This window comes from Corynebacterium variabile (genome assembly GCF_006539825.1).
GTDB classification, from domain to species: Bacteria; Actinomycetota; Actinomycetes; order Mycobacteriales; family Mycobacteriaceae; genus Corynebacterium; species Corynebacterium variabile.
The window spans coordinates 1-3,461 of sequence record NZ_BJNT01000038.1 but is presented as its reverse complement, the minus strand read 5'-3'; the positions used below and the strand labels follow the sequence as shown (position 1 = coordinate 3,461).

Below are 3,461 nucleotides of genomic sequence, written 5' to 3'. Positions count from 1 at the left end.
CAGGGTACCTCGTTGTGGTGGGTGATGTCCGGCGGCTCGGGGCGGAAGGGCAAGCCTGGCGGGGTCGCGGACCTGAGCGCGTCCCGATCCCGCAACGTGGCAGTGCGGGGACCACTAGAGTGGAGAGGTCCGCAGCGTCCTCACGCGCTGAACGAACCGCCCGCGAACGGTCCCTCATCTCCTGCCGCGGTCGGCCGACCATGAAGGATGACCGACTCTCTCCATGTCACGTCACTCCGCGTCAGCGAACAGTCAGGTTTCCAGTCAGGCCTTCAGCCAGGCGACCAGTTCTTCCTCCGGGGACTCGAGCACCGGCACCATGTCTGGCGGTCGTGCACTGAAGGCGGTCCTCCGCGTCACCCTGCGGTCCTTCCGTAGTCATCTCGGCAGGCTCGTTCTGACGGTCTGCGCCGTCGCTGTAGCGGTCTCCTTCCTGACCGGGTCCCAGATGCTCTCCGGAGTCCTCAACGGCACCGTGTCCACCATGATGTCCTCCGAGTATGAAGGCGTTCCCGTCGTCGTCAGACCGGCCGAAGGCCATCCCTCCCTCGCACCGGACAGCGCGACGGTGGTCGGAGAGCTCCCTGAGGTCGACCGGGTCAACATCAACGACCGACGTAGCGTCCTCGTCACCGCCGCGGACGGGACAACTGTGGACAGCGGGAAAGACCACATCCACGTTGTCCCCTGGTACCCCCCGGAACAGGCGGTTGGAAGCTCCACCGAGAGCGGCGGCCCTGGCCCTGCGCCGGGGGAGGCTCTGGTGTCCGAGGGTGCAGCCAGAGGAGGGCTCGCGGTAGGAAGCCTGGTCCATGTCAACGACGGCAGTGAGGACTACGACCTCACAGTCACCGGGACCATTCCGGACAGTGACGACAAGAGCACCGACACCGGCATCGAGTTGGCGGTGAATCTCGACGACTACACGGCCCGCTATGCGGAGTCCGGTCTCCCCGCACTCCTCGTCACACCGGCACCGGGGGCGGAGACGCAGGAGACCATGGACGCCATTGGTGCTGCTCTCGACAGCCCGGAACGGGGCCTGCCTGATGTCCGCACCGGCGAAGAGCTCGTCGATGAGTCACAGGACGCCACGGAATCAGCCCTCGGCTTCGTCCGCTACCTGCTCTACGCCTTTGCCGGCGTAGCTCTTCTGGCTGCACTGTTCACCATCGTCAACACCTTTCAGATGACGATCGCCCGTCGGAACCGGGAGATCGCCCTGCTGCGGTCCCTGGGTGTGTCCCGACGCCAGGTGACCGGTTCTGTGCTCGGCGAAGCACTGCTGTGCGGTGTCGTCGGCTCAGGACTCGGCGTCCTACTCGGCGTGGGTGCTGTCCATGTCCTGCTTCGCGCAGTGCGTTCGATGTCCGACACGGTCGACGTCTCCGCCCCTGAGGTCACGGGAGCCACCATCGTGGTCCCGTTGGTCGTCGGCACGGTGGTGACGCTCCTGGGTGGAGTCCTTCCCGCCCGTAAGGCAGGACGCGTCGCTCCACTGGAGGCACTGCGCCAGGCCGAGGCGCCGCAGCAACGCACCTCCCCGTGGCGCACGGTGGCCGGGATCGCCGTCATCATCGCCGGCGCGGTGCTCTGCAGCGTCGCGCTCTCCCTGGATGCAGACACCACCACCCGTGCCTCCCTTGCCGGCGCCGGTGCGGTGGTCGGCTTCCTCGGCGTGTACCTCGCGTCCCCCGCGATCCTCGGGGCGGTCACCGGGCTGTTCAACCGGCTCCCGCACCGGCGGCCGGCGGTCCGACTGGCCACCGCCCAGGTGTCGCGCACCCCCGCCCGTTCCGCCGGCACCGCCTTCGCACTGACGCTGGGTCTGTCCCTGACGACGGTCACCGGGATGCTCGGCGCCTCCGTGGTCAACGCTGTCGAGGAGACAGTCACCACCGAGGTCACCGCGGACCTTGTCGTCGGTGCGGCTGACGGACTGACCGGCGACCCCGTCCCGGGAACAGCCACCGATGCAGTGCGCGAGACGCCGGGCGTCGGCTCGGTCTACACGGTCGGCAAAGCCCCGGTCGTCGTCGGGGCGGCGGAGGACGGCGCGAATCTGGTGTCCGTGAGTAACGGCGATCCGACCACCGCCGTCGAGGTCGGGGAGGTCACCGGAAACCTCGACCTGTCGTCGGGGGAGGGGCTGACGATGTCCGCGTCCTTCGCCGCGGACCATGGACTGCAGATCGGGGATCTCGTGGAGGTCGGCGTCCCCGGGCAGACCTTCACCAGCTGGATTCCCCTGCAGGGTACCTATGGGCACTCCCGGCTTCTCGGCGACGTGGTCGTCAGCTCGACGGCGTTCTGGGGGCTTGCTCCCGGCGACCGCGGTCTCGGTGGGCACCGCACCCTCGCGGTCGCCGTCACCGGGGACGGCAGCGTGGACACCGACACGCTCCGCGAGCGGCTGGAGGACGCCACGGCGTCCTCCCCGTCGGTGGGGGTGCAGACCCCGGCGGAGTTCGCGGGACGCCAGACCGACCTCATTGACCGGATCATCGCGGTGGTCTATGCCCTGTCCGCGCTGGCCGTGATTGTCGCGGTGCTGGGAGTGGCCAACACTCTCGCCCTGTCCGTCGCCGAGCGACGCCGCGAGATCGGCATGCTGCGGGCGGTCGGGGCAACCCGGGGACTCATCCGCCGGACCATCACCGTCGAAGCGGTGCTGACCTCGGTCTACGGTGCGGTGGTGGGGGTTCTCGCCGGACTCGGGGCGGGGTTCGCCGTCCTCGGCGTCCTCGGGGACGTCGGTCTGACGAGCGTCATCGTCCCCTGGGCGGTGGTGGCCGGGGTGCTGGTGGGATCTGTGGTGGTGGGAGTGGTGTCTGCCCTGGCACCGGCGGTGCGGGCGGCGCGGACGCCACCGCTGGACGCGGTGGCGGAGTAGCCGGCTGCGCGGCCCTGCGCGGCCCTACACAGCCACGTACTTCTCGAGGATCGGCAGCATCTTGTCCATGCCGTAGTCGTAGGCCTGTGGGGTGCCCATGCTGAACGACTGGGCGACCTCCTTCGGCAGGATGGTGCCGTGGCCGTTCTCCACGGCCGGCAGGCGCTTCCATGCGTCGTTGTCGGCGATCTCGTACTCCGGCTCGCTGGTGGAGATGATCTCCGGGGACTCGTCGAACTTCTCCTCGACCCAGGGGCCGAGGCAGTCGTCGCCGTAGTCGCCCCAGTCGGACGCGGCGACCGGCTGGACACCGAGGGCCATGGGGGTCTCGGCGTCGCCCCATCCGATGGCGACGACCTTCTCCGGCTTCTCGTCGATCTCGATGTCACCGAACTTCGTGGCGACGGTGGTGGGGAAGGCGTCGGTGGAGCTGTTCGAACTGTCATCGTTGTCAGAGGAACAGGCGGTGAGGCCGACGGCCAGGCTGCCGGCGACGACAGCACCGGTGAGGGCACGGATCCGGGAACGCATAGGTGGAACGTCCTTCTTTCCGAGAGGGGGTGTTAGT

General features: G+C 68.7%; 2 protein-coding genes. One reads left to right on the top strand and one right to left on the bottom strand.

Annotated elements, in window-relative coordinates; translation table 11 throughout:
- Positions 1 to 319 precede the first annotated feature (319 nt).
- Positions 320 to 2,893: an ABC transporter permease gene (locus CVA01_RS14560; RefSeq protein WP_170209815.1), complete on the top strand. Its 2,574-nt coding sequence runs from the start codon at positions 320 to 322 to the stop codon at positions 2,891 to 2,893.
- A gap of 24 nt (positions 2,894 to 2,917) precedes the next feature.
- Here CVA01_RS14560 and CVA01_RS14555 read toward each other — a convergent pair whose 3' ends face one another.
- Complete coding sequence (locus CVA01_RS14555; RefSeq protein WP_141331788.1) at positions 2,918 to 3,424, bottom strand: ABC transporter substrate-binding protein; 507 nt, start codon at positions 3,422 to 3,424, stop codon at positions 2,918 to 2,920.
- Between the last annotated feature and the right edge of the window lie 37 nt (positions 3,425 to 3,461).

What these genes read in the sequence shown, in the direction of transcription:
- CVA01_RS14560 (WP_170209815.1), top strand. Translation starts at nt 320, where the DNA reads ATGTCTGGCGGTCGTGCACTGAAGGCGGTCCTCCGCGTCACCCTGCGG.
- CVA01_RS14555 (WP_141331788.1), bottom strand. Translation starts at nt 3,424, where the DNA reads ATGCGTTCCCGGATCCGTGCCCTCACCGGTGCTGTCGTCGCCGGCAGC.